Origin of the sequence: Thermopetrobacter sp. TC1, from assembly GCF_000746275.1 — a bacterium.
Taxonomy (GTDB): domain Bacteria; phylum Pseudomonadota; class Alphaproteobacteria; order Rhizobiales; family Aestuariivirgaceae; genus Thermopetrobacter.
This window is the reverse complement of record NZ_KN050828.1, coordinates 730,260-756,411: the sequence shown is the minus strand read 5'-3', so window position 1 is coordinate 756,411 and position 26,152 is coordinate 730,260. Positions and strand designations below refer to the sequence as shown.

At 62.9% G+C, this 26,152-nt stretch carries 19 protein-coding genes and 1 tRNA gene; 6 read left to right on the top strand and 14 right to left on the bottom strand.

Translation table 11 applies throughout. The features are described 5' to 3' along the window. Positions 1-73: 73 nt before the first annotated feature. From EK16_RS07085 to EK16_RS07070, 4 genes are all read right to left on the bottom strand, one after another. Positions 74-149 (bottom strand) — tRNA-Thr (locus EK16_RS07085). A 223-nt stretch (positions 150-372) separates the two neighbouring features. Beyond that, positions 373-1,506, bottom strand: a complete 1,134-nt coding sequence (gene hpnH / locus EK16_RS07080; protein WP_051929042.1) for an adenosyl-hopene transferase HpnH — start codon at positions 1,504-1,506, stop codon at positions 373-375. Positions 1,507-1,637: 131 nt separating this feature from the next. Beyond that, on the bottom strand, positions 1,638-4,334 hold the full coding sequence (locus tag EK16_RS07075) for an MMPL family transporter (protein ID WP_197059639.1): 2,697 nt from the start codon (positions 4,332-4,334) through the stop codon (positions 1,638-1,640). Positions 4,335-4,395: 61 nt separating this feature from the next. Continuing rightward, positions 4,396-5,790 carry an aspartate aminotransferase family protein gene (locus EK16_RS07070; RefSeq protein ID WP_038035523.1) on the bottom strand — a complete coding sequence of 465 codons (1,395 nt, stop codon included), beginning with the start codon at positions 5,788-5,790 and terminating at the stop codon, positions 4,396-4,398. A 359-nt stretch (positions 5,791-6,149) separates the two neighbouring features. Here EK16_RS07070 and EK16_RS07065 point away from each other — a divergent pair, with 359 nt between their 5' ends. The 3 genes from EK16_RS07065 to EK16_RS07055 are packed head-to-tail and all read left to right on the top strand — an operon-like array spanning position 6,150 to position 11,034. Beyond that, on the top strand, positions 6,150-6,782 hold the full coding sequence (locus EK16_RS07065) for a PadR family transcriptional regulator (protein ID WP_051929041.1): 633 nt from the start codon (positions 6,150-6,152) through the stop codon (positions 6,780-6,782). A 2-nt stretch (positions 6,783-6,784) separates the two neighbouring features. After that, positions 6,785-7,927, top strand: coding sequence for an efflux RND transporter periplasmic adaptor subunit (locus tag EK16_RS07060; RefSeq protein ID WP_081910338.1), 1,143 nt, complete (start codon positions 6,785-6,787; stop codon positions 7,925-7,927). Next, positions 7,924-11,034: an efflux RND transporter permease subunit gene (locus EK16_RS07055; RefSeq protein ID WP_038035517.1), complete on the top strand. Its 3,111-nt coding sequence runs from the start codon at positions 7,924-7,926 to the stop codon at positions 11,032-11,034. Before EK16_RS07060 ends, EK16_RS07055 begins: the two co-directional genes overlap by 4 nt. A 6-nt stretch (positions 11,035-11,040) precedes the next feature. On the opposite strand, the gene ccmB is transcribed toward EK16_RS07055, so the two are convergent. The 9 genes from ccmB to EK16_RS07005 all read right to left on the bottom strand — a co-directional run bounded on the left by ccmB (position 11,041) and on the right by EK16_RS07005 (position 21,073). After that, on the bottom strand, positions 11,041-11,712 hold the full coding sequence (gene ccmB, locus EK16_RS07050; RefSeq protein ID WP_038035515.1) for a heme exporter protein CcmB: 672 nt from the start codon (positions 11,710-11,712) through the stop codon (positions 11,041-11,043). Further along, entirely contained in the window at positions 11,712-12,344 is a 633-nt protein-coding gene (ccmA, locus tag EK16_RS07045; protein ID WP_051929132.1) for a heme ABC exporter ATP-binding protein CcmA, read from the bottom strand. Before ccmA ends, ccmB begins: the two co-directional genes overlap by 1 nt. Before the next feature lie 152 nt (positions 12,345-12,496). After that, positions 12,497-13,642, bottom strand: a complete 1,146-nt coding sequence (locus EK16_RS07040; RefSeq protein WP_197059638.1) for an iron-containing alcohol dehydrogenase family protein — start codon at positions 13,640-13,642, stop codon at positions 12,497-12,499. Between the two features lie 215 nt (positions 13,643-13,857). Further along, entirely contained in the window at positions 13,858-14,268 is a 411-nt protein-coding gene (locus tag EK16_RS07035) for a F0F1 ATP synthase subunit epsilon (protein ID WP_038035513.1), read from the bottom strand. An 81-nt stretch (positions 14,269-14,349) separates the two neighbouring features. After that, positions 14,350-15,828: a F0F1 ATP synthase subunit beta gene (atpD, locus tag EK16_RS07030; RefSeq protein ID WP_038035512.1), complete on the bottom strand. Its 1,479-nt coding sequence runs from the start codon at positions 15,826-15,828 to the stop codon at positions 14,350-14,352. Positions 15,829-15,880: 52 nt separating this feature from the next. Then, positions 15,881-16,798 carry a F0F1 ATP synthase subunit gamma gene (locus tag EK16_RS07025; RefSeq protein ID WP_038035510.1) on the bottom strand — a complete coding sequence of 306 codons (918 nt, stop codon included), beginning with the start codon at positions 16,796-16,798 and terminating at the stop codon, positions 15,881-15,883. Between the two features lie 67 nt (positions 16,799-16,865). Beyond that, complete coding sequence (gene atpA, locus EK16_RS07020; protein WP_038035507.1) at positions 16,866-18,401, bottom strand: F0F1 ATP synthase subunit alpha; 1,536 nt, start codon at positions 18,399-18,401, stop codon at positions 16,866-16,868. Between the two features lie 3 nt (positions 18,402-18,404). Then, the gene (locus tag EK16_RS07015) at positions 18,405-18,962 is read right to left on the bottom strand and encodes a F0F1 ATP synthase subunit delta (RefSeq protein ID WP_038035504.1); all 558 of its coding nucleotides are present in this window, start codon (positions 18,960-18,962) and stop codon (positions 18,405-18,407) included. Positions 18,963-19,297: 335 nt separating this feature from the next. Further along, positions 19,298-21,073 carry an SLC13 family permease gene (locus tag EK16_RS07005; protein ID WP_038035499.1) on the bottom strand — a complete coding sequence of 592 codons (1,776 nt, stop codon included), beginning with the start codon at positions 21,071-21,073 and terminating at the stop codon, positions 19,298-19,300. 832 nt (positions 21,074-21,905) lie between these two features. Here EK16_RS07005 and EK16_RS07000 point away from each other — a divergent pair. The 3 genes from EK16_RS07000 to EK16_RS06990 all read left to right on the top strand — a co-directional run bounded on the left by EK16_RS07000 (position 21,906) and on the right by EK16_RS06990 (position 24,587). Continuing rightward, complete coding sequence (locus tag EK16_RS07000; protein WP_051929040.1) at positions 21,906-22,814, top strand: c-type cytochrome; 909 nt, start codon at positions 21,906-21,908, stop codon at positions 22,812-22,814. A gap of 129 nt (positions 22,815-22,943) precedes the next feature. Further along, a complete protein-coding gene (gene ruvB / locus EK16_RS06995; RefSeq protein ID WP_038035497.1) occupies positions 22,944-23,999 on the top strand; it encodes a Holliday junction branch migration DNA helicase RuvB in 1,056 nt (351 codons plus the stop codon). Positions 24,000-24,071: 72 nt separating this feature from the next. Next, entirely contained in the window at positions 24,072-24,587 is a 516-nt protein-coding gene (locus EK16_RS06990) for a YbgC/FadM family acyl-CoA thioesterase (protein ID WP_231573631.1), read from the top strand. A gap of 170 nt (positions 24,588-24,757) precedes the next feature. Here the strand turns inward: EK16_RS06990 and EK16_RS06985 are convergent, their stop codons facing one another. Then, the gene (locus tag EK16_RS06985) at positions 24,758-26,071 is read right to left on the bottom strand and encodes a nucleotide sugar dehydrogenase (RefSeq protein WP_038035495.1); all 1,314 of its coding nucleotides are present in this window, start codon (positions 26,069-26,071) and stop codon (positions 24,758-24,760) included. Positions 26,072-26,152: the final 81 nt, after the last annotated feature.

Sequence of the window (26,152 nt, the reverse complement as noted above, 5' to 3'; positions counted from 1 at the left end):
AAGCGAAAATGCCGACCTCAAGGGGCTGGCGGGTCGGATTTTATGAGGACACGCCCTAGACCGATTGGCAACATGGTGCCGGCTGAGGGCCTCGAACCCCCGACCCCCTGATTACAAATCAGGTGCTCTGCCATCTGAGCTAAGCCGGCGAAAATGCGGGCGGGATGTGGAATGAACGGCCGGGCACAGAGGTTCTTGCTGACGGGCCCCGGCTTGCGTTCTCTGCCCAAGAGCTAACGCTCCGTGAGACGAGAATCAAGTCTGCTTTCACCCCACGCTGCAGAATGGAACACCCCAACCTCTCCATTCTGCCCTCGATGCTGCGGCCAAGCGAAATCATCAGCCAGGATCCGCATACAACCAGTGCAAGCCTCACGCCCGTTTCCGTTCGGCCGTCTGCGGCGGGTTTTCTGCCGTCTTTTCGCCCGATCCACTCTCTTCCCTGACTGCGCGGGCACCTGAAAGGTCGAAATCCTCCGCCATCGGGCCTTCCGTGCGGATGCCCTTGATCAATAGCTTCAGCGCCTGCAAGGGGTGGGACACCATGTCGTTCACCGCCGTCGGTTCAAAGCCGGAATGCACCATGCAGTCCGAACATTTCTCATAGCGGCCGACGCCATAAGCCGCCCAGTCGGTTTCCTCCATGAGTGCGCGAAACGTGGGCGCATGGCCTTCGTCGATCAGATAGCAGGGCTGCTGCCAGCCGAAAACGTTATAGGTGGGATTACCCCAGGGCGTGCACTGATAGCGGCGATTGCCGGCGAGAAAATCCAGGTAGAACAGGGACTGATTGAAACGCCAGCGCTTTTTCTCCTGCTTCTGGATGCGGAACAGTTCCCGGAACAGGGCCTTGGTCTGGGTGCGGGAGAGAAAATGCTCCTGCGCGGAAGCCTTCTCGTAGGCGTAACCGGCGGAAACCGTGATGCTCTCCACGCCCAGCGCCATGACGAAATCGAAAAAATCCGCAGCCTTTCGCGGCTCGGCATCGTTGAACAGCGTGCAGTTGACGGTGACGCGATGCCCGCGATTCAGGGCGGCGCGAATGGCCGAAACCGTGCGCTCAAACACGCCATCCTGCCCCACCGCCCGGTCATGATCCCGGCCCAGGCCATCCAGATGCACCGAAAAGGTCAGATAGGGCGAAGGGTCGTAATCATCGAGCTTCTTTTCCAGCAAAAGCCCGTTGGTGCAGAGATAGACAAACTTCTTGCGGGCAATGAGCGCCTTTACGATCTGTGGCATCTCCTTGTGGATGAGCGGCTCGCCGCCCGGGATGGAAACGATCGGCGCCCCGCATTCCTCGGCCGCTGCCACGCAGTCTTCCACGCTGAGTCGCTTGTTGAGAATGTCATCGGGATGAGCGATCTTGCCGCAGCCGGGACAGGCGAGATTGCAGCGAAACAGCGGCTCGAGCATGAGCACAAGCGGATAGCGCGCACGCCCCGCCAGCTTTTGCTTCAGGATATAGGCGCCGACACGAATCTGTTGGATGAGCGGAACGGCCATGCCGGCCTCCTTGATTTATTTGCGATGCATACCCTGCCACGATTTCTCATGCAGGGCCCGCCAGCCTCTCCGGCCGGTCACAGACGTTTCTCCGCTTATGCCCCTCCGTCAACGGGCGGGTCAAGCGGTGCTCATGCCTTCTTCCATCGCACGGCCCAGTCGATGAGCTGCGGCATGACCACCAGCGTACACAAAAGCATCAGCGCAATCGCCACCGTCAGCAGCTCGCCCATGGAGCTCAAGCCCCTGTGCGGCGTCAACCACAGGGTGCCGAAGGAGCCCATGGTGGTGAGCGCTGAAATGATGATGGCCCGGGGCGTTGAGGTATCAAGCACCGCGCTGCCCGAGGCCGCCTCGCGCGCTCTGTGCAGATAGTGGATGGAGGAATCCACCCCCAGCCCCAGCAGAAGCGGCAGGACGATGACATTGGCAAAATTGAAGGGCGCATCGAAAATCACCGTATAGGCCAGAAGCAGAATCGCCGCCAGCAGGATGGGCGCAAGCGCAAGCACAACGGCCAGCGCCGATCGGGTCATGATGCCTACCACCACGATAACACCGCCCAGGGCCAGCAGCATGGCCGCGATCATCGCCCGCGATACGACCGAGGCCGCGCCCGTTATTTCCACCGGCGCGCCCGCGGCTTGCGGCGCCACCCGCCGCACCGCCAGGGCGAATGCACGCATCTCGGCATCGGTGCTCAGCCGCCGTGCCGGCGCTGCCTCCACGCGCCAGCGACCATCCTCGGCGATGTACCAGCGCTTCAAGGCGGGATCCATGTTTTCCACCGTCAGCGGCCCGGTGCGCACCAGGCGCTGCAGGCCGTTGATCAGTTCCGGCAGGCGCACGAACCACGCCGCCTCCAGCGCGGCCACCGCCTTTTTGTCCTTTCCCTTGCGCTGAAGGAATGCCTCAAGACGCTGACGCAGCGCCCCCGCTGCTTTCCTGAGATCAGGCGCATAGGCTTCCAGTCTCTCCATGCGGGCAAGCAGGCCGATCATCTGCCGCAGGGCCGCGATTCGTCTTTTATGGCCAATGTCCTCCTGCCTGGGCCGGACTGAATCCGGCAACTGCCGCGCCAGTGCCCGCAAGAGGGCAAGCTTGTCCGTCTGCCGCTCCGGCAGGAAGGAGAGAGCCGTAATCACCTCACCCACTTCCGGCAGGTCCTTCAGCAGACGGGCAAGTTTTTCTGCCTCCTCGCGCCCGCTGGCAAGGGCGGAAACCGCCTGCACGAGTCGCGGCTCCTCCTGAAGAAGAACGGCATAGGCCCGTACGGACGGCGCGGCCGGATCCTTCAGATTGACCGGATCGCCATCAAAGCGCACCTTGGGGAGAAACACGATTGATCCCGCCGCCAGCAACAGAACGAGCAGCGTGACCGCCTGCCGGATGCGCCACGCCGCTTTCGCCGGCAGAAGATGCCGCCAACGGCTGATTCGCCCCTCCTTTCGGGGGGCGACAAGACGGGATGAGCGCGGCAACAGGCCGAGAACGGCAGCCACAAGCGTCAGCGTGCCCACATAGGCGATGACGATGCCGCCGGCGGCGATGATGCCGAGCTGGGTCATGCCGACGAAATCCGTGGGCCAGAAGGCGAGAAAGGCAAGAACCGTGGTCAGCGCCGACATGGCCAGCGCCGGGCCGGTGGCGGCGGCCGCACGCGCGAGTGGCCGGGGTTCGTCATTGGGCGGCATGCGCGCCTCCTCTGCCCAGCGCAAGAGAAAGTGCACGGCATAGTCCACCCCCAACCCGATGAACAGAACGGCGAAGGCCACCGAGATCATGTTCAGCGAGCCGACGCTGAGGGTGGCGAACCCGGCATTGAGCGCAAAGCCGATGATGATGAGAGTGATCACCGCAATCAGCAGCCGCCGCGAGGGCAGACCGAGCAGCACCACGCCTGAAACGATCAGGAACGATAGCACCCCGGCGATGATCGCGCCCCGTGTGATGGTGGAGAATTCCTCGGCGTTCATCGCCGCCTCGCCCGTCAGCCACACGCGCACCCCCCGGCCATCGCGCGCCTCCGGATCGGCGATGATGCGCCTGGCTTCTGCCATGGCCTCCGCCGCCGGATCAAGCCGGGAGAAGTCCAGCCTGGGCTTGACGAGAATGAAAATGCGCCGCGGCTCTTCCCTGCCCTCGATGCCACCGAGCGCTGTCCAGTCCATGGGGCGGGCCCGCCCTTCCTGCACGGTGCGTACCGCTTCACTCATGGCCGTGAACAGCCGCCGCAGGCCATCGCTTCCGGCCAAGGCGGAAGGCTTCTGGCGCAACATCCCGCCCAACAGCCGGGTCATGCCCTCCATGTCCGGCCTCTCCGCCAGCAGGCGCAGCATGGGCGCGGCCTGGGCAAGCTGGGCGGTGAGCCGCTCCAGGGCCGGCAGGGAGAGATACAACGGCCCGTAATCGGAGAACATGGGGCTCAAGGCCGGGGCCAGCACATGGGAGAACAGATCGGGCCGGGCCTTGAAGGATTCTGTCAGCGCTTCGGCCGTGGTGCGCACCGCCTTGGGATCTTGCCCCTCCACCAGCAGGATCATGGCATTGTCCAGCTGCGGAAAGGCCGCGATCAGGCGCTGATAGTCCCGCCGGAAGGAAAGATCGGGAGAGATCATGCGGGAGGGGTCGGTATCCACCTTCAGCCACAGCGCCGCCGCCAGAAGGCTCAGCCCTGCCAGCAGGCCATAGACGAAAAGCACCCACCGCCTGTGCAGCCAGGAAAGAACGGCCACGCCGGCATGGATCACCGCCGCCCTGTCATGCGCGGCCGCTGCAGGCGCCTCAGCGCCTTCGCCCCCGCCCGTGTCCGGATCCCGCTCAGCCAAGCCCATGGTTCCTTCATGCCGTCCGATATCCGGCCGGTGAAATTCCTCTGTTTCATCCGGTTCAGGATGCGCGTGCTTTCATGCTTCCGGCATTGCGGGCAATGCGCAAGAGGCTTTCCCATGCCGGGCCCGGAAACCGGTGCAGAGAGTCCATGACCGCCTCAAAGGCCTTGACGAAATCGTTCACATCCTCCTCGCTGATCACCAGCGGCGGAATGAGCTTGATGGTGTTCATGCCATGCCCGGCCACCTGCGTGAGCATGCCATGATCCTCCAGAAGCGGAATGGTGATGGCCTGACAGAAGAGATCCCGGCTTAGGGCATGGACCGTTTTCCACGCCGCTTTCAGCTTTAGGGATTTGGGCGGGCCGAAATCGATGGCGATCATGAGCCCGCGCCCGCGCACCGCATGCAGGAATTCATAACGATCAACCATTGCTGCAAGCCGATCCTTCAAAAGGGCGCCCAGCCGTGCCGCCCGCTCCGTCAGCCCCTCCTCATCCAGCACGGCCAGGGTTGCCAGAACGGCGGTGGCCGCGAAATTGGACTTGCCGAAGGTGGAAGAATGCACCACCGAACGCTCCAGCGAGGAGAACACGGCATCATACACGGGCTTTTTCATGAGCACCGCTGAGACCGGCACGTATCCGCCGGAGAGCGCCTTGGACATCAGGATCATGTCCGGTTCCACGCCCTCTTCGTGATGCAGGGCGAGGAAACGGCCGGTGCGCCCCACGCCGGTCTGCACCTCGTCCACCACGAACAGGGCGCCATGCTGATGACAGAGGCGGGAGGCCTCGGCGAGATAACCCGGGGGCGGAATGTGCACCCCCTTGCCCTGGATCGGCTCAACGAAAAAGGCGGCCACATCTCCCTTGGAAAGGGCGGCTTTAAGCGCATCAAGATCGCCGAAGGGCACCTGGTCTGTGGGGGTGAAGGGACCAAAGCCTTCGCGGAAGATCTTTGAACCATTCAGTGCCAGCGCTCCGGTGGTCAGCCCGTGAAAGGCCGAGGTGGCATGAAGAATGCGCGCCTTTCCGGTGGTCTTGCGGGCGAACTTGATGGCGGTCTCATTGGCTTCCGCCCCCGTGGAACCGAAATAGACATGCGCCATGTCAAAGCCTGCGCGCTTTTTCAGCTCCCGCGCCGCCAGGCCGACGAGCACCGGCAGGTCCATCTGCACGAGCGAGGGCAGTTGAAGCGCCATGAAATCCTTCAGCGCCTGACCGACGACGGGGTGATGCCGGCCGATGTTGAACACGCCATAACCCGCCAGCATGTCGAGATAGCGTCGGCCCTGTTCATCCCACAGATAGGCCCCGCGGGCACGCACGAAGCGGCGATCAAACCCGATCAGCCCCATGGCGCGGGCAAAGCGGGGGTTTACATGCTCGGCATAAAGCGCCGAGGCCTCCTTGAGGTGGGTTTCGACAAGGCCTTTCAGATCGAAGGACATGGATGGCCGTTTCCTCTTGTCTCCAACATGGCGTCCGCCACGATCGGCACATGCGCAAGATTTCAGGGCCCTACTGAAAACATGTTCGTGGCACGATTGTGCCCGTCCGGCAAGCGGTGCAGTTCCTGCCGTTCCGTCTGAAGCCCTTGATGAGAGGATTGTGCGCGCCTTTCAGGGATGTGCGCCTCTGAACCCCTGCAAAAAGGCACCCTTTGCATGCGGTGCAAAACGGCCATGCGATGAGGCGCATGCTCCGCTTCTTGTATATCGTTCCAATATATGCATACTCGATACATATCGATCCGAGACACGCCTTAAGCCTTTCAAAACACGGCAGTTCAAGCCCGGGAGTTTCCGTCATGGCCATGAACGTGCGCACGCTCTGCCTCGGCATCCTCTCCCTGCGCGATGCCACGGGCTACGAAATCAAGAAGATGGTGGAGGAAGGCGTCTTTTCCCATTTCATCGACGCCTCTTTCGGCTCCATCTACCCGGCCCTTGCGCAAATGCTGAAGGAAGGGCTGGTCAGCGTGCGCACCGAGACCCAGCCGGGCCGCCCGGAGCGCAAGGTCTATTCCATCACCGAACGCGGACGCGCTGCCCTGCACGAGGCGGTGAACACCGATCCGGCGCCGGACAAGTTCAAGAGCGAGTTTCTCTTTCAGATGCTGTTCATGGATCGCATCGATCCGGCGCATCTCGCCGTCATCTACGATGCCTACATCGAAGAGCAGGAAGAGGAGCTGCGCCGGCTGGAGGCATGCGCCTGTGATCTGCCCGATCATGCCGGCGCCCGCTTCGTCAACGATTTCGGCCGGGTCATGCTCACAACCGCCATTGAATTTCTCAAGTCCCGCCGCCCCGAGATGCTGCGCGCCTTTGCCGACCTGAGCGCAAGCCAGACACAAGCGCCACCTTCCGGAGAACCCCGGCGCACCGATGCCGAACACACTTCGCAGCCTGCGCCCGTCATATCCCTGAAAGAGGCCTGATCATGCATATGCATTTCGGCATCATGGGCAGGTTTTCTCTTTGGGCGATGCGCAGCCTGGCTGCTCTCGCTTTCGCCGCATCCGCCTCCCTAACCCTTGCGGCCGATGAAAAAGCGATCGCGCCTGCTTCCTCGAAAGATGCATCGGAGCATGCGCCGGTGGTGACGGTCATGACCGTGCGCCCGCAGATGCTGGAGGACTGGCGCGTGGCCACCGGCACGCTGGAAGCCGTCGCCACGCCCACCGTGGCGGCGGAAGTGGCCGGGCGCATCAAACGTGTTCTCGTTGATGAGGGCGATACGATAACGGCCGGACAGCCCCTCGCCCTCATTGACGATGCCGATTATCGTATTGCTGTTGCCCGTGCCGAGGCCCAGCTAGCACAGGCGGAAGCCCTCTTGCGCGGCGCCCGCCTCAAACTGCAGCGTCTGGAGCGCCTTGTGCGCACGGACAGTGCCCCGCGCTCAAGTCTGGATGATGCCCGCGCCGCCTATGATGCCTTGAAGGCGCAACGGGATGTTGCCCGTGCCGCTCTTGATCAGGCGCGGCGGCAACTGGCGCGCACCATCATACGCAGCCCCGTCAATGGCCGCGTTGGCAGGCGCTTCGTCTCGCAAGGGGACTATATTGCGCCCGGCAGGCCCGCCTTTGCCCTCATCGCCACGGACAGACTGCGCGCACGGCTTCCTTTTGCGGAAATTCTCAGCACCCGGCTCAAGGCCGGCTTGCCTGTGCGTCTTGAAAACCCGGCCGATCCCAATCATCCGGTCCGCGCCGAAATCACCCGCATCTCCCCGGCGGTGGACGCTGCATCACGCGCCGTTTTTGCGCTTGTCACCTTCGACAACATCCATGCCTGGCGCCCCGGCGCCAGCATCATCGGCCGGGTGCGCATCCGAAAGGTGCCGGCGGCCATTCTCGTGCCGCGCCCCGCCCTTGTCCTGCGCGCCGATGGGGCTGTCGTCTTCGTGCTCAATAGGGATCGGGTGCGCGCGGTGCCTGTGAAAACCGGCATTTCCACGGAAGCAGGCGTTGAAATTCTCTCCGGGCTGAAGGGCGGGGAACGCATCGTTGTTGATGGCGCCGGTTTCCTCACCGATGGCATGAAGGTTCGCCTGGCCAGGCAGGGAGCACCCCGCTCATGAAGGCCCTCATCCGCCTTTTCATCCGGCATCACGTTTTCGCCGCCATGCTGAGCGCCGTTGTCGTTCTCTTCGGCGTCATCAGCTTTTCGCGCATCGGCGTGGATCGCTATCCCAACATCGACTTTCCCATGATCTCCGTGGTCACCACCCTGCCCGGCGCCAGCCCGGAGGTGGTGGATGCCAGCGTCACCAACGTCATCGAATCCGCCGTCAATGCCGTGCCCGGCATTCGCCATATCACCTCCCGCTCCCTGCCCAACGCCTCGGTGGTGCTCATCATGTTCGAGCTCACCAAGGATATCGACGTTGCCTTCAACGAGGTGCAGGCCCGCGTCAGTCAGGTTGTCAGCCAGCTGCCGAAGGATGCCGACGCGCCTTCGGTGCGCAAGGTGGAATTCGGCGCCTTTCCCGTGCTCTGGCTGGCGCTGCAGGGCGAGAACCACACGCTCAAGGATCTCAGCCTCTATGCCCGCCGCGTGCTGAAAAAGCGGCTTGAGAATATCGATGGCGTCGGGGAGGTGAAAATCGCCGGCCGACGCGAGCGCACCATCCGCGTGGAGCTGGACGTCTTCCGCATGGCCGCCTACGGGCTGACGGTGCAGGACGTGATGAAGGCCTTCGCCGCCCGCCATTTCCAGATGCCGGGTGGTCAGCTGGTCAATGGCCCGCGCGAAATGCTGATCAAGCTGGATCTGGAATACCATGATCCGGCCGCCTTGCGCGATCTCGTCATCACCTGGCGTAAGGGTGCGCCCGTTCGGCTGCGCGATATCGCGCACGTGCGCGACGCTCTTGACGATCCGCGCAAGCTCGCCCGCTACAATGACCGGCCCACGATTGCCTTGGGTATCGTGAAGGTGACGGGCAGCAATGCCGTTGCCGTCATTGATCGCGTCAAGCAGCGCCTGAAGGACGAGATCGTGCCCAGCCTGCCGCCCGGCATGAGCCTGTCAGTGGCCACCGATGAATCGGATCTCATCCTCGAGCTGGTGCGGGCGCTGGAGGAACACCTCGTTCTCGGCACCGTGCTCACCGCCTTCATTGTCTGGCTCTTTCTCAAGAGCCTGCGGGCAACACTCATCGTCTCGGTGGCCATTCCCGTCTCGCTGCTCGGGGCGGTGGCCGTGATGTATTTCTTCGGCTACACCTTCAATTCCCTCACGCTGCTCGCCCTGCTCTTGCTCATCGGCGTGGTTGTTGATGACGCCATCGTCGTGCTTGAAAACATTTACCGCCACATGGAGGCGAAGCCTGAGGGCGATCCCGCCCGTGCCGCGGCGGAGGGCGGCAGCGAAGTTCTGGTTGCGGTCATGGCCGCCACCTTCACGCTGGTGTCCATCTTTGCCCCCGTGGTGTTCATGGGCGGTATTATCGGCCGCTTCTTCCGGTCCTTTGGCGTGGTTGTCACTTTCGGCGTGCTCATTTCGCTGTTCGTGGCATTGACGCTCACGCCCGTGCTCTGCGCGCGCTGGCTTCGGCCGCAGCAGAACCCGGGCCTTATTACACGTGCCTTAGAGCGGGCTTTCAGGGGCATGGAAAGGGGCTATCTCCTTTTGCTGAAAGGAGCCCTGCGTGTGCGCTGGCTTGTGCTGGTTTTGGCCCTCGCCTCGCTTCTGCCTGTCGGCTATTTCATCGGCCAGTTGGGCAAGAGCTTTCTGCCCCCGGAGGACGAAGGCCGCTTTGTCATCACCTTCAAGACACCGCTTGGCTCCTCCCTTGAATACACGGATACCCGCCTGCGCCTCATTGAAGCCGTTCTGAAGAAGCAGCCTGAAATCGATGGCCATCTCTCCACCATCGGTACCGGCGTGACCGGACGCGTCAATCGCGGCACGATCTATGTGCGTCTCAAGCCCCGTGAAGAACGCCGGCGGCACATGTATGCGATCATCGAAGACCTAAGGCGCAAGCTGGCTGATATCCCCGGCGTTGAGGCCTTTCCCGCGCCGGTGCCCGTTGTTGGCGGGCAACGCGGTGAGCCTTTGCAGTTCGTGGTCTCCGGGCCCAGCCTCGAAGTCGTCGCCCGCACAAGCGGGCAGCTGCTCAAGCGCCTGCAAGCCTATCCCGAGCTGGGGCGGGTGGATCTCGACCTGCAGCTCAACATGCCGCAGCTCGTGCCGGAGATCGACAGGATCCGCGCCGCGCAGGCCGGTCTGACGCCGCTTGATGTTGCCCTTGCGCTCAATGTGCTGGCCGGTGGTGTTGATATTGCCAAGTACAATGATCTGCCCGGAGACGGGGAGCGCTATGACATCCGCTTAAAGGCTCTTGAAGGGCAATTGCGCGAACGGCGGGACCTCGGCGCGCTTTATCTGCGCAACGCCGCGGGAAAGCTCGTGCAGCTCTCAAGCGTGGTTAAGCTGAAGGAACGGGTGGGCCCCGCCGAGATCACCCGGCTTGATCTCAAATATTCCGGCCCCTTCTATGCCACGCCGACGGTGCCGCTCGGCACGGCGGTGAAGATCGTGGAACAGGAGGCGGCGAAGATCCTGCCGCCGGGCTATGCCGTGCGCATGATTGGCCGCGCTGAGGAATTCGGCCGCACGCTGGGCTACATCACCTTCGTCTTCGCCACCGCCATCATCCTCGTCTACATGGTGCTGGCCAGCCAGTTCAATTCCATGATCCAGCCCTTTGTGCTCATGCTCGCCCAGCCCCTGGCGATGACCGGCGGCGTGGCGGCCCTGTGGCTGGCCGGCCTTGGCCTCAACATCTTTTCGATGATCGGGCTGGTGCTTCTCATGGGGCTGGTGGCCAAGAACTCAATCCTGCTGATTGAGTTCACTAATCAGATGCGCGCCCGCGGCATGGGCATCACCGAGGCGCTTTTGCATGCCTGCCCCATCCGCATGCGGCCTGTGCTCATGACCTCCGCCGCCATCATCGTTGCCATGCTGCCGGCCGCCCTGGGCTATGGCGCAGGCGCCGATACCAACCAGCCGCTGGCAGTGGCGGTCATTGGCGGCATGATCAGCTCCACGCTGCTCACCCTTGTGGTGGTGCCGGCCGCCTATTCCCTGGTGGAAGGCGCTCTCGCCCGCCTGCACAGGCGTGGCAAGCGCAAGCGCCATGGTACAGCTGGATCATCGGCTGACACCACGGCATAATGGCCATCAGCGCATGTGCGCCCGCAAGGCCGCAGCTGAAGCCACCGGCGAAACCACAACAGAAAGCAGAACCACCGCGGCGAGAATGAGATAGGACGAGGTGGAGATGTCCGGCCCGGCCTGCCCGCCGGTGGACGCGGTGACGCCAAAAATCATCAGCGGAATGTAAAGCGGCAGGATGAGCAGGGAGATGAGCAGCCCGCCCTTGCGCAGGCCCACGGTGACGGCCGCGCCGAGAGCGGCCAGCATCGACAGGGCGAGAGAGCCCGTGATCATGGACAGCAGCAAGCCGGGCACGAGATCGGCTCTCAGATTGAGCAGAAAGCCCAGAAGCGGCGCCGCAATGGCCAGGGGCAGCCCCGCCGTCAGCCAGTGCGCCAGCGCCTTGGCCAGGGCCACCACTTCCAGCGGCGCCGGGCCGATGGCCATGACTTCCAGCGAGCCGTCTTCATAATCGGCGGTGTAGATGCGATCGGCTGAGAGCAGCACCGACATGAGCAGTGCAATCCACAGTGCGCCCGGGGCGATGCGCTGCAGCAGGGCCTGATCCGGCCCGATGCCGATGGGCAGCAGCACCACCACCGTGAGGAAAAAGCCGAAGGCCGTGCCGATGCCGCCACCGGCCCGGAAGGCCAGCTTCACGTCCCGCCCGATGACCGAAAGAAATGGCGATAGCATCAGTCGAATCCCTCCAGCTGCACCGCCCAGTGCTCCTCGCGGAATTCGAAGGTGCGCGCCTGCGCCATGCCGAGATCGATGTGGGTGGTGGCGATGATGATGCCGCCCGCATTGAGGTGCGCATCCATCACCGTCCGCAGTCGTTCCACTGAGGCGACATCCAGCCCCACCGTTGGTTCATCAAGCAGCCACAAGGGCCTTTCGGCCAGCAACAGCCGCGCCAGGGCCAGCCGCCGCTTTTGCCCGGCGGAAAGCAGGGCGGCGTCATAATCGGCGAGATGAACGAGATCCATGGCCTCCATGGCCGCGGCAATGGCCCTTTCATCGCCGCCGAGGAATCGCTGCCAGAAATACAGGTTTTCGCGCACGCTCAGCTGCGGCTTGGAGGCATTCTGATGCGCGATGTAATGGGCCTGCTGGCCAATGGTGAGATCATCGCTGCCGCCCTCGAGAATGAGCCGGCCGGAAGCCGGGGGCGTCAGCCCGGCGATGGTGCGCAACAGGGACGTTTTCCCCGCGCCGTTCGGCCCGCGCAGGATGAGCATCTCTCCCGACTCCACTGCGAAGGAGAGATTGCTGAAAACCATGCGCCCGCCCCGGCGGCAGGAAAGTTCTTCGGCAATGAGACGCAGATCCTTCATGGCCGCCAGTCATGGCCCAGCATGAAGCGGGGCGCAAGGCCCTTGATCACCAATTTCCCCCTTTTGTGAACGGCCAGGGCCATCAAGGAAGAAGCGGCATCTTCGATCAGGCTTTCGCCAAATCCCGTAAAGGGCACATGGGCTCAGGCCGCCGTGCGCAGGATCTGGCTCAAGATCTCCTCATCCATGGGCCAGGGCGAAGAGCGCATCAAGGGATCCGCTGCCGCATGCGTTGCGATTTCAGGAAGTTCCGCTTCATTCACGCCCACATCGGCCAGTCGCGCAGGCAGGCCGAAGCGTTCGCGCAGCCGGGCGATTTCTTCCGCCGTTGCCTGCAGGCTCATGGCATCGTCTGCCGTGACACCTGCGGGCAGGGGTGCTTCGGCAAGGCGCGCCAGATAAGAGGGCAGCAGAATGGCCAGCATGGTGCCGTAATGGCCGCGATGGCGTAAGCTAAGCTGTGCCGCCAGAGCATGCAGGCCGCCAAACTGCCGCTCCGAGAGGCCGCCGGCCAAGCCTGCCAGTTTCATCGCTTCCAGAATTTGTGACTGCGTGATTTCTTCCGTTTCCGCCAGGGCCTTCAGCAATGCCCTTAGGCCTTCAAGCAGGGAACAGGCCTCTTGCCGCTGGTTCTCATCCGTGCCGGCCAGCGCCGCCTCCAGAAGATGCGCCTGCGCAAGCAGCATGTTGGCCTTGAACAGCTCAAGCGGCAGGCCGCGCGCCAGTTCCGGATCCAGCAGGACCGCATCCGCCACCAGCCCTTCATTGCGGATTACAAGCCGCCGCTGGTTCTCGGCATCCACGAGAAAGGCAAAGGCGGATGTCTCCGCGCCTGCCAAAGTCGTCGGCAGGGCGATGACCGGCACCTGCGCCCCGTCTTCTGCAAGGCTTTCCTGTCCGCGGGCAATCTCTTGTGACGAGGATGAATCAACACCGAGCGCAAAATCTTCGGCCCGCTTTTCTTCATGCGGGGCTAAAAGGGCTGCCATGCGCGCCAGATCCATCACCGCACCGCCACCCAGCGCCACGATGCCGTCGGCCTTGCGCTCCCGCACCGCATCGGCCAGCGCTTCCGCCGCCTTCGGAGAAGGCAGCCCCGCCGGCACCGCCTGCACATGCACGCCCAGGCCTTCCACCGCCAGCGCGCCAACGAGGCCGGCCACTTCCGGCGCAGCGGCAAGATGCGCATCGGTGAAAAACAGAACCTCCTCGACATCCAGATCCGCGCAGACACCGGGAAGGATCTTGCGCGCACCGGCCCGCATCCGGTCTTCATGCTGATCGCTCATGGGATTTTCACCGCCTTCTTTTGGTCCAGGCTCTATAAGTGCAGACAGTCTAGACCCGGAATGCACCCGCGCCCAGCGGCAAGGCTTGAGAATTTTCATTCACGAGAAAAACGCGCCCTTTATGGGGGCAAAGGGCTTCAGCTCTGCCTTCTTTGAAAAAACGGGACGGAGCACATTCCGCTTCCGTCCCGCCTGTGTCTTTTTTTGCAATCGGTTCAGTGCCCAAGCTGCAGCGCCTGTTTGAGCTGAATGAGAAAATCCAGCCGTTCGGAAAGCTTGCGGCGCTCTTCCTCGTCGCGGGCATCCTCCAGGTCTTCCTGCGCCCAGCGGATTTCCCGATCGATCTCGGCGGCGCTAAGCTGTTCCAGCGGAATGGCGCGCTCCGCCAGCACGATGAGCTGATTGTTCGCCACTTCCGCATAGCCGCCGCGCACGAAGAAACGCGTCTCCGCCCCCGAAATTTCCGTGATCGCCAGCACGCCGGGCTTGAGCGTGGTCAGAACCGGGGCGTGATCGGGCATGACCTGAAACTCGCCCTCGGTTCCCGGAACCACCACCTGCTTCACCAGGCGCGAGGCGAGCTCCTTTTCCGGGCTGACCAGTTCCAGCTGAATGGCTTCCGCCATGACCTTTTCGCCTCCGTTTGTTCAAGCCGGCGCGCGGCCGCTTTCTCCGCTGCGGCCCCAGCCCCCGTTGCCAGGCGTTCCTTATGCCGCCTCCGCCGCGATGCGCTTGGCCTTCTCGATGGCTTCCTCGATGGTGCCGACCATATAGAAGGCCGCTTCCGGCAGGTGGTCGTATTCACCGGCGCACAGGCCCTTGAAGCCCTTGATCGTATCCTCCAGCTCCACGAACTTGCCGGGCTGACCGGTGAAGACCTCGGCCACGAAGAAGGGCTGGGAGAGGAAACGCTCGATCTTGCGCGCGCGCGCCACGATCAGCTTGTCTTCCTCGGAAAGCTCGTCCATGCCGAGAATGGCGATGATGTCCTGAAGCGCCTTGTAGCGTTGCAGGATCGCCTGTACCTCGCGCGCCACCTGATAATGCTCCTCGCCAACCACGCGCGGATCAAGAATGCGCGAGGTGGAATCGAGGGGATCCACCGCCGGATAGATGCCCTTTTCCGCAATGGAGCGGGAAAGCACCGTGGTGGCGTCCAGGTGTGCGAAGGTGGTGGCCGGCGCCGGGTCGGTCAGGTCGTCCGCCGGCACATAGACCGCCTGCACCGAGGTGATGGACCCCTTCTTCGTCGTGGTAATGCGCTCCTGTAGGGCGCCCATGTCGGTGGCCAGCGTCGGCTGATAGCCCACGGCCGAGGGAATGCGGCCCAGAAGCGCCGAGACCTCCGCACCGGCCTGGGTGAAACGGAAAATGTTGTCGATGAAGAACAGCACGTCCTGCCCCTGGTCGCGGAAGTATTCCGCAACGGTCAGGCCGGTGAGCGCCACACGCATGCGCGCGCCGGGCGGCTCGTTCATCTGGCCATAGACCAGCGCCGCCTTGGAGCCTTCGCCGCCGCCGGGCTTGTTCACGCCCGATTCGATCATCTCGTGATAGAGGTCGTTGCCCTCGCGCGTGCGCTCGCCGACACCGGCGAAGACGGAATAACCGCCGTGCGCCTTGGCCACGTTGTTGATCAGCTCCATGATCAGCACCGTCTTGCCCACGCCGGCGCCACCGAAAAGACCGATCTTGCCGCCGCGCGGATAGGGCGTGAGCAGGTCGATCACCTTAATACCGGTGACCAGCACCTCCGCCTCGGTGGACTGCTCGACAAAGGCCGGCGCCGGCTGATGGATGGCGCGCTTCTCCTTGGTCTTCAGCGCAGGCCCTTCATCCACCACCTCGCCGATCACGTTGAGGATACGGCCCAGCGTCTCCTCGCCGACGGGCACGGAAATGGGCGCGCCGGTGTCCACCACCTCCTGACCGCGCACCAGGCCCTCGGTGGCGTCCATGGCGATGCAGCGCACGGTGTGTTCGCCCAGATGCTGCGCCACCTCCAGCACCAGCCGCTTGCCCTGGTTGACGGTCTCCAGCGCGTTGAGGATGTCCGGCAGGTGATCGTCGAACTGCACGTCCACCACCGGCCCCTTCACTTCGACGATGCGGCCCGCCTTGCCACCGGCGGCCTTGGCCGCTTCCATTTCCTTGCTCGCCTGGTTGGTCTCTTTCGCCTTCGCCATGATCGGATCCTCGATGTGGCCTTTCGTTCCTCTCTGACGCGCCTAGAAAGCTTTACAGGGCTTCGGCGCCGGAGATGATTTCGATGAGTTCCTTGGTGATCTGCGCCTGACGCTGCCGGTTGTAGCTCAGTGTGAGCGTGCGGATCATCTCGCCGGCGTTGCGCGTGGCGTTGTCCATCGCCGTCATGCGCGCGCCCTGCTCGGAAGCCGCATTTTCCAGAAGCGCGCGAAACACCTGAACGGAAACATTGCGCGGCAGGAGATCGTTGAGGATCTCCTTCTCATCCGGTTCGTAGGTGTAGGCCGCCGGCGGCCCCTCCGCCGCATTGCTCTGAACAGGGGCCTGCTCACCCTCCTCTGTCTCCAGATCCTCCAGCTTGGCCGGAATGAGCTGCAGCATGCGGGGCTTTTGCGAGATGACCGACCTGAATTCGGAATAGAACAGGGTGCAGACGTCGAAGGCGCCCTCGTCGAACATGCGAATCAGCCTGTCGGCAATCTCGTGTGCATGTTCGAAGCGGATGCGCTTCACCTGCTTCAAGTCCACCGGATCGTCGATCATGAGATCCCCGTAAGTGCGCTTGAGCAGGTCAAAGCCCTTGCGGCCGACGCAGAGGACCTTCACCGTCTTGCCCGCCGCCTTCAGCCGGTCAATCTCGCTGGCGGCCAGCTTGGCGATATTGGCGTTGAAGGCGCCGCATAAGCCGCGCTCCGCCGTGCAGACCACGAGCAGATGCACATCATCCCGGCCCGTTCCCTTCAGGAACGGCGAAACGCCTTCCTGATCCTTCAGGTTGGCGGCCAGCTTGGCGATCACCGCGTTCATGCGCACCGAATAGGGCCGGGCCGCCTCGGCGGCCTCCTGCGCCCGCCGCAGCTTGGCGGCGGCCACCATCTGCATGGCCTTGGTGATCTTCTGCGTCGCCTTGACCGAATTGATCCGGTTCCGCAGGTCCTTCAGGCTGGGCATCGATCAGCCCCTTTCACCTTGAACTTCATGCTTGCGTGATGTCCGAAGCGCTTAAAAGCCCAGCGCCTCACCCGGCGAAAGCCTTGGCGAAGGCTTCCACCGCCTCACGCAGCTTGGCCATGGTTTCGTCCGTGAGTTCCTTTTCCGTACGGATCGTCTCCAGGATCTCCGGATGCTTCTCGCGCATGAACGTCAGCAGACCCTTCTCGAACTCGCCCACCTTCTCCACGGGCAGCGGATCGAGGAAGCCCTGCGTGCCGGCGAAGAGCACCACCACCTGCTCCTCCACCTTCAGCGGCGAGAACTGCGGCTGCTTGAGAAGCTCGGTGAGGCGTTCGCCGCGATTGAGCAGCTTCTGCGTTGCCGCATCAAGATCGGAGCCGAACTGGGCGAAGGCCGCCATCTCGCGATATTGCGCCAGCTCGTTCTTGATGGTGCCCGCCACCTGCTTCATGGCCTTGATCTGGGCGGCCGAACCCACGCGCGATACCGACAGGCCCACGTTCACCGCCGGACGAATGCCCTGATAGAACAGATCCGTTTCCAGGAAGATCTGACCGTCGGTGATGGAAATGACGTTGGTCGGAATATAGGCCGACACGTCGTTGGCCTGGGTCTCGATCACCGGCAGCGCGGTCAGCGAACCGGCGCCATAGGCGTCGCTCATTTTCGCCGCGCGCTCCAGCAGGCGCGAGTGCAGATAGAACACGTCACCGGGATAGGCCTCACGCCCGGGCGGACGGCGCAGCAGCAGCGACATCTGGCGATAGGCCACCGCCTGCTTGGACAGATCGTCATAGGCGATCAGGGCGTGCATGCCGTTGTCGCGGAAATACTCGCCCATGGCGCAGCCGGTGAACGGCGCCAGGAACTGCAGGGGCGCCGGCTCCGAGGCCGTGGCCGCCACCACGATGGAATACTCCATCGCGCCATATTCCTCGAGGATCTTGACGAACTGCGCCACCGAGGAGCGCTTCTGCCCCACCGCCACATAGATGCAGTAGAGCTTCTCGCTCTCGTCCTTGGCCTGTTCGTTGTAGGTTTTCTGATTAAGGATGGTGTCGAGGATGATGGCGGTCTTGCCGGTCTGACGGTCGCCAATGATGAGCTCGCGCTGACCGCGGCCGATGGGAATAAGCGCATCCACTGCCTTCAGACCCGTCAGCATCGGCTCATGCACGGACTTGCGCGGAATGATCCCGGGGGCCTTGACGTCCACCAGACGGTATTCGTCAGTCTCGATCGGCCCCTTGCCGTCGATGGGATTGCCCAGCGCATCCACCACGCGGCCCAGCAGCGCCTTGCCCACCGGCGCACGCACGATCTCGCCGGTGCGCTTGACCGTGTCGCCCTCGTTGATGCCGCGGTCATCACCAAACAGCACCACGCCGACGTTGTCGCGCTCCAGATTGAGCACCATGCCGACGAGACCGTTGGGGAACTCGACCATCTCGCCGGCCATGACATTGTCCAGACCGTAGACGCGGGCGATGCCGTCGCCCACCGACAGCACCGTTCCGATCTCGGAGACCTCGGCGTCCTTGTCGAAGCCTTCGATCTGCTTCTTCAGGATGGCGGAAATTTCCGCTGCCCGGATATCCATGCTTCAAGCCCCTTTCAGAACTGCCTTGAGGGAATTCAGCCTGGTGCGGATGGAGGTGTCGATCATCCGCGAGCCTACGCGGACCACCAGCCCGCCGATGAGCTCGGGATCCACCTCGTTCTCGATGGAAACGCCGCCGCCCAGTGCTTTCTTGAGCGCCGATTCCACCTTTTTCTTCTGTGCGGCGGTCAGTGCCTTCGCCGAAACGACGACGGCGGAGACCTCCCCCTTCTTCTTCGCCACAATGGCGCGCCATGCCGCGATCACCTCCGGCAGCAGCGCCAGGCGGCGATTGCGGATCAGCAACAGCACAAGCCGGCGTGTCAGCTCGCCGCTGCCGAGCTTGTCGAGAATGGCCGTCATGCCCCGCTCCTGCGCGGCCGCATCATGCAGCGGGCTCTTGATGAAGCGCTTCAGTTCCTCTGAGGCCGCAAGCGCTTCAGAGAGCGCATCGAGATCGGCGCCGACGGCATCCTCCTGCCCCTGTTCCTCCGCCAGGGCGTGGAGCGCCTGCGCATAGCGCATGGCCGCTTCGGATATGTTGGCTGCACTGGCCGTCACGACGAAAGACCTTCTGATGTAGAGATCGGGAAGATGTAGAACGCCCCTTTAAAGCCTGACCGGCCAGGACCGCTTGCGATCGCTGGCGCCCGGATCGTGGATCGTGGCCGGGCCTGCCGGAATGATCGGCGATCCCGACAGCGAACAGGCGGGGATCGCCCTCCCCGCCACGCTCGGCGCTTCCTCTATCATAGCCCCCAACACGGCGCAATAGAACTTGCGCCGCCTTTTGCGGATGAAAATGTCACACCTTCGGCCAATGGCGCAGGGCTTTTGCCGCATCGTGACAGTCCGTCCTGAACAATGCAAGCCCGGCAGCGGGTCTTTTTGGTTTCTCACAGGGGCCAGACCAGCAGAATCAGCGGTACGGACACGGCAAGCACAATGAGCTCCAGCGGCAGGCCCATGCGCCAGTAATCACCAAAGGTGTAAGAACCCGGGCCCATGACGATGGTATTGTTCTTGTGTCCCACCGGCGTGAGAAAGGCGCAGGATGCTGCCACCGCCACACCCATGAGCATGGTATCGGCATTCACGCCCATCGCCTTGGCCACGCCCACCGCCACCGGCGCGGCAATCAGCACGGTGGCGACATTATTGAGAACATCGGAGAGCGTCATCGTCACCATCATGATCAGGACAAGAACGATGATGGGCGGCCAGCCCGTTGTCATGGCAAGCAGCCCCCTGGCCAGCAGATCCGTTCCGCCCACCGCCTCAAGCGCCGCGCCCAGCGGAATGAGCGAGGCGAGCAGCACGATGACCGGCCATTCCACCGCATCATAGATGCGGCTCAAGGGCAGGATGCGCAGCAGGGCAAAGGCGATGACCACGGCACCAAGCCCCACCGGCAGATAGACGAAGCCGCCTGCCGAGGCCGCAATTGCCAGCGCGAACAGCCCCACCGCCAGCCAGGCCTTCTGCCGTTGCGAAACCGAAATGTCCTTGCGCCGTTTCAGCGGCAGGGCGCCAAGCCAAAGCGCCGTTTCTTCCAGCACGTTGTCCGGCCCCATCAACAGCAGGAGATCGCCGGGCCTGATTCGCGCCTTGCGCACCCGCTCGCGAATGGCGCGCCCCTGCCGCGAGATGCCGGCGAGAACCACGCCATGCCGGGCAAGCAGGCGCAGCTCATCCGCCGAGCGATTGACGATGCGCGCCTCCCGCGGCACCACCACTTCCAGCATGCTCATGGCATCGGCCAGAAGACGGGCGTGCTTGCGCGATTTGGACCAGTCCAGCTTCAGGGCGGCGGCAAACTGTTCCAGATCCTCAGGACGCCCTTCCACGATCAGAACGTCCCCCTTCTTCAGCACGAGATCCTTCAGGCTCTTCTGGCGTTCGCCCCGCCGCACCACCGAGATCAGCCAGACATCCGCCTTTCGCGCCTCCTGTTTCAGATCGTTGAATCGGCGTCCGATCACGGTCGAATCCGCGCCCACGATCAGCTCGGCGATATAGGATTCAACCCCGGCAACATCCGCAGTATCGCGCCTGTTGCGCCGCCGCACCGGCATGAGCCGCCAGCCGATGAAGGCCACGAAGGCCAGACCGATGAGCGCCACCGGCAGGCCCACCGGCGTGAAATCGAACATGCCATAGGCCGCCCCCAAAGAATCGGCACGAAACTGGGCGATGACGATATTGGTGGGCGTGCCGATCATCGTCGTCATGCCGCCGAGGATGGTGGCAAAGGAGAGGGGCATCAGCGTCAGGCCCGGATGCCGCTTCGCCCGTGCGGCTGCGGCCAGATCCACCGGCATGAGCATGGCCAGTGCCGCCACGTTGTTCATGAAGGCGGACAGGGCCGCGCCAATGCCGCCCAGAAGCAGAATGTGCAGCCAGATGGGGCGATCGTCGCTGATGAGGTGGCGGGTGATCATGTCCACCACGCCGGCGCGCTCAAGCCCCTTGGAAACGACGAGCACAAGCGCGACGATGATCACCGCCGGATGGCCGAAGCCGGCAAAGGCGGCATGCGCATCCACCACGCCGAGCAGCACGGCCAATACCAGCCCGGAGAAGGCCACGAGGTCGTAGCGAAAGCGCCCCCACAGCAGCAGGGCGAGCACCCCGCCCATGATGGCGAAGAGAACGATCTGTTCATAGCTCATGCCCGCCAGCTAGCACATTCGCAAAATATGCGCGAGTCACACCATGCCATGCCGAAAAACACACGACACGACACTTATACCGTCATGCCGGGGAAAGCCGGTATCTAAGGCCACAAATTCATGAGTTTGTGGCACGAGACCTAAGGCTTTCGCCCAGTCGTGTCCAATTAACCAATTAAATTCTTTGCGCGTTGCGAATGATTTTCGCTATAAAGAGCGTGATTAATTACATGCTATGCAGATGCTTTTACCCAGGCATTCTTTCCTCTTGCCCAAAATTGGAAGGTTGTTATTTTTATATTGAGTATCAACTACTTACGTCATACCCGAGCTTGTCCCGGGTATCCAGGGGCGGTTTAAGCATATGGTGATGGCAGTCAAGAACGGTTCTACCGGGCTCTATCCTCAGAGAGGAATTTCCTTTCAAAAAGCATACGGTTCAGATCAAGCCTGCTGGCGGGAGCCACCGCTCACCAAAAACACCTCATTCCTGGCCCTGGATTGCCGGGACAAGGCCCGGCAATGACGTTTTCTTATGATTTATCAATGAGTTAAACAAACACTCCCTATTTCGTGGAAAGTCTTTTTTCTACAGTCGATGAGACGGTAACCTCATGCTTCTTGAACTTCCTTGGACACGCTTGGGCTTTCGCCGGGGTGACGAAAAAGATCTCAACGCTGAGCCGTATAGCATGCGGAAAACACGGAAGTCGCAGCCAAGATGACCGGGAATTTTTCCTGACGAAAATCAGCTCCGTTGCTGGCAGGGGAGCGCTGCCGTAATCTTTCTTGAGGGAAGCGACAGACTTTTCATCCGAATCGAGCGAGGACCATGGTCAGACCCGTCACCCGCCATCCCGTTCTGTGGAGCATTGTTGCCCTGTTCCTGCTGGCCGGCCTCATTGTGGCCTGGGCCTATGCACAGCTGTCCGAACCCCTTTCCGAGGCAGCCCTGCCGCAGGACTATCAGCCGGACATCGCCAACGGCAAGGTGATGTACAATGCCGGCGGCTGCATCTCCTGCCACCGCGGACGCGGGCCTCATGTCTCCCTGCCCGCCGGCGGACGGGTGCTCAAGGCCGGACGCATCGAAATAGCGCCCCCCAACATCACGCCCGATCCGGAAACCGGCATCGGCCGCTGGCGCCCCATCGATTTTCTCAATGCCATGCGCAAGGGCCTGGGGCCCGACGGCACCCATTACATCCCGGCCTTTCCCTACACGTCCTACGCCTGGATGACGACGAAGGACATTCTCGACCTGTTTGCCTATCTCAAGACGCTGCCCGCAGTGAAAAACAAGGTGCCGCGCCAGGAATTCACCCTGGAGCGTTTCGCCCTGGCCTTCTGGAAATGGCTGGCCCTGCCCAAACAGCCCTTCCGCCCCGTGCCCGGCCGCAGCGAAAGCTGGAACCGCGGCGCCTATCTGGTTGTCGGCCCGGGGCATTGCGGCGAGTGCCACACACCGCGCAACGGCATTTTCCTCATGGATCGCAGGCAGTGGCTGGCGGGCGGACCGCATCCCGTGGAGAAGAAGGCCACCGTTCCGTCCTTGCGCAATCTCATCGGCCGGGGCCGTTACAAGAGCGTGGATGATCTTTTCAACGCCCTGAAATACGGCGAGGCCCTGGGCTATGAGGACTTGAGCTCCGGCGGCATGGGCGAGGTTCAGGAAAACCTCTCGAAATTGCCCGATTCGGACATCCGCGCCATCGCCGAATATCTGGCAAGCCTGAAATGACCCCCATCCTTTCCGAAAGGGCAGGGGGCCAAACCATCATTTGCAACAGGCGCATGCTCGTGCCAAAGAAGATGCAATGGAACTTTCCCTGCGATTCACCATGCGAAACGGCGCGCGGATGAGACGGAAATGACGGAGAGAATCGTCAGCGCCAGCAAACGCCCAGAGGATGAGGCCGAGGCCAGCCTCCGCCCCCTGACTCTTGACGATTTCATCGGGCAGGAGCGGGTCAAGGCCAACCTCTCCGTTTTCATCCGCGCGGCCCGGGAGCGCGGCGAGGCGCTTGATCATGTCCTGCTCGCCGGCCCGCCCGGTCTGGGCAAGACCACGCTGGCCCAGATCATCGCCCGTGAGCTTGGGGTCAATTTCCGGGCCACATCCGGCCCCGTTATCGCAAAGGCCGGTGATCTCGCCGCCATCCTCACCAACCTCGAAGAGCGCGACGTGCTTTTCATCGACGAAATCCACCGCCTCAATCCCGCGGTGGAAGAAGTGCTCTATCCGGCGATGGAGGATTTCCAGCTCGACCTCGTTATCGGCGAAGGCCCCGCCGCCCGCTCCGTGCGCATCGAGCTGGCGCGCTTCACCCTGGTTGGCGCCACTACGCGCACCGGCCTGCTCACCACGCCTTTGCGCGACCGCTTCGGCATTCCGCTGCGGCTTGAATATTACAATGAGGCCGAGCTTTTAGGCATTGTCCGCCGCGGCGCGCGCGTGCTCAACATGTCGATCACGGAAGACGGCGCCAGAGAAATCGCCCGCCGCGCCCGCGGCACGCCGCGCATTGCCGGGCGCCTGCTGCGGCGGGTGCGCGATTTTGCCGCCGTGGCCGGTGTGGAAAGCGTGGATGCGGCCATTGCCGATCGCGCCTTGCGCGCCATGGAAGTGGACGAAGCCGGCCTCGATGCCATGGACCGCCGCTATCTCTCCTGCATTGCCGAGAATTTCGGCGGCGGCCCGGTGGGGGTGGAAACCATCGCCGCCGCCCTTTCCGAATCCCGCGATGCGCTGGAAGAGGTCATCGAGCCCTTTCTCATCCAGCGTGGTCTTCTGGCGCGCACGCCGCGCGGCCGCGTGCTGACGGCCAAGGCCTTCCGCCATCTCGGCATCGCCCCGCCGCCCGCGCGCGCCGGTCAGCCCGATCTATTCGGCGAAATCACCCCGGACGACCCTTCTTCGCGCTAGGGGGACGAAAACGCATCCGTTTCCACATCAACGTCCGCCAAACGCTTGATCAGCCATGTGCAGGATCCAGCCATGAGTGAAAATGACAGAAAAACGGCCGAGATGCGCTCTGCCCCGCCGGCGCCGCAGCGCTGGCCGCATCTGGCCGGCCGCATGGAGGGGCGCGAACATGTGCTGGCCGTGCGCGTCTATTACGAGGACACGGATTTTTCCGGCTTCGTTTATCACGCCAATTATCTGAAGTTCTGCGAGCGCGGCCGCTCCGATTTCCTGCGTTTCGCCAACATCCATCATCACGCCCTGCACTGGGGCGAGACCGGCGGCCGCTCCGGCTTCGTTGTGCGCCGCATGGAATGCGACTGGCTCAAACCCGCCATCATCGACGATGTGCTGGAAGTGCGCACCCGCCTGATCGAATACCGCGGCGCCCGCTTCGAGCTCGCGCAGCGAATCCTGCGCGCGGCCGATGACGCCCTGTTGTTCACCGCCCGTGTCACCGCCGTGCTGGTGGACGACAAGGGCCGCCCGCGCCGCCTGCCCGAACCGATGCGCAGCGCCCTTTCCGCCCTGCTGTGGCCGGAATATTGACACCGCGCGGCAGCAGCAAATCTTTCAGAATCCAAACGAAAATTCACCTGAAGGCGAATTTTCGCACCACCCACCGCCCCGCGCCCTCGCTTGGGCCACCCGATATTATGCACCAAACGGGGTGCTTGGGCGGGGGTGCGGGGCGGTTTTGCGAATGACCGGTTGGACACTCAGGCCTTCACCACATTGTCATGCCGGCCCGGGTATCGTCCGCGCGTGTCCACGATCAGGGCGGCGTTCTCAAGGATCATGTCATAATCGAAAGCGTCATGATCCGTCGCCAGCAGCAGGCAATCATAGCTGCGCACGCTGTCCGGCGTTAACGGCACGCTCTTGAGGTCGAAATGCGCGCGCCGCAGCGGCGGAAACACCGGCACGTGCGGATCGCTGTAATCGACCCTTGCGCCAAGCTCCATCAGCTTCTGCATGAGAACGACGGAAGGAGATTCGCGCATGTCATCCACATTCTTCTTATAAGCGATGCCGAGAACGAGAATGCGCGCGCCGTTGACTGCCCGGCCCCGTTCGTTCAGGGCCAGCATGACCTTGGATATGACGAAATCCGGCATTGAGGAGTTGATCTCGCCCGCAAGCTCGATGAAGCGGGTGTGCACGCCGTATTCCCGCGCCTTCCAGGTCAGATAGAACGGATCGATGGGAATGCAGTGTCCGCCCAGCCCCGGCCCCGGCCAGTAGGGCACGAAGCCGAAAGGTTTCGTGGCCGCTGCGCGAATGATCTCGTGAATGTCCAGCCCCATGCGGTCGGCCACGATCTTCATCTCGTTGACAAGGCCGATGTTGACCGCGCGATGGATATTTTCGAGCAGCTTGGTCATCTCCGCCGCCTGCGTGGAGCTGACCGGCACCACCTCCACCACCACCTGTTCATAAAGCGCAATGCCCACATCCCGGCACGCCGGCGTGGACCCGCCCAGAACCTTGGGGATATCTCGCGTGCCAAAACGCGGGTTGCCCGGATCCTCGCGCTCGGGCGAATAGACGACAAAGATCTCCTCGCCCACGTGCAGCCCCCGCGCCTCGATCGGCGGCCGGATCACCTCTTCCGTGGTTCCGGGCCAGGTCGTGCTCTCCAGCGACACCACCTGACCGGGCCGCAGATGGGGCAGGATGGCCTCAAGCGTGCTGGTGACAAAGCTGAGATCCGGCTCGCGATGCACATCCAGAGGCGTGGGCACGCACAGGATCAGGGCATCGGCCTCCTGCGCCCGCGAAAAATCGTCCGTGGCGGTCAGCCGGCCTGAATCCGCCGCCCTTTTCACGCGGTCGGTGCCGATATGACGAATGTAGCTTTCCCCGGCGTTCAACGCCGCCACCTTCTTGGCATCGATGTCGAAACCGAGAACGTCAAAGCCCTCCTCCACATAGGCGAGGGCCAGCGGCAGGCCGACATAGCCCATGCCGAGAATGCCGATCCGCGCACGCTTTTCCTTCAGTTTCGCAATCAGGGAAGTCTTGTAATTCATGAAACGCGTCCCGAACGGATGTCAAAGCTGATGACGGGCGTGAAAAGCCCGCATGGCGCATGAGTCGTTGACGGCCATAGA